Origin of the sequence: Micrococcus sp. HMSC31B01 (assembly GCF_001816085.1) — a bacterium.
Taxonomy (GTDB): domain Bacteria; phylum Actinomycetota; class Actinomycetes; order Actinomycetales; family Micrococcaceae; genus Micrococcus; species Micrococcus luteus.
In genome coordinates this window covers 1-754 of the sequence record NZ_KV824955.1, presented here as the reverse complement: position 1 = coordinate 754, position 754 = coordinate 1, and the positions used below count along the sequence as shown (strand labels likewise).

Genomic DNA, 754 nt, shown 5'->3' with positions numbered 1-754 from the left:
CCCGGCCGGCGCCCGCGGTCGACGTCCCGCGCGGCCCGGGCCAGGAAGTAGCCGACCGCCAGTCCGGCCTGTCCGGCGCCGATCACCGCGACGTCCACCGGATCCGGGGACGCGGCGTCCGCCGGGGGCGAGGTCAGGGGAGCCGTCATGCCCCGAGGCTACGACCGGCGGCTAGCGTGGGGGCTATGCCTGAGACCCCCGCGAGCCCCCGCCCGACCTCCCGCGACGCCGCCGGGACGTCCGAGGCGTCGCTGACGGGTGCGCGGGACCAGCTGGCGGACCTCGTGGCCCGGTGGGGCACGGCCCCTGCGGACGCGCCCGGTCACCACGACCCGGCCTCGCTCACCACCATCCCGCCCGAGGCCGTGCCGATGTGGGGCTTCGAGTGGCCCCGGTCCGGCGATCCGCGCCCCTCCGCCGTGCTGATCCTGTTCGGCGCCCTCGACGACGTCCCCGCCCGTCACGACGCCGAGCGCGTGCACCCGCACGTGGACGTGCTGCTGACCCAGCGCGCCGCCACCCTGCGCCAGCACGCCGGGCAGATCGCGTTCCCCGGCGGTCGCGTCGACCCCGAGGACGCCGACGTCGTGGCCACGGCCCTGCGCGAGGCGCAGGAGGAGACCGGCTTGGACCCGGCCGGCGTGGAGGTCCTGGGCGTGCTGCCGGCGGTGCCGGTGGTGGTCTCCGGGCACGTGGTGCACCCGGTGCTCGGGTGGTGGCGGGACCCCAGTCGCGTGGCGGTGGTCGACCAGGC

General features: G+C 78.0%; 1 protein-coding gene. It reads left to right on the top strand.

The features are described 5' to 3' along the window. Positions 1 to 185: 185 nt before the first annotated feature. Positions 186 to 754 (top strand): NUDIX hydrolase (locus HMPREF3105_RS02005; RefSeq protein WP_070708654.1); only part of this gene is annotated, 569 nt, incomplete at its 3' end.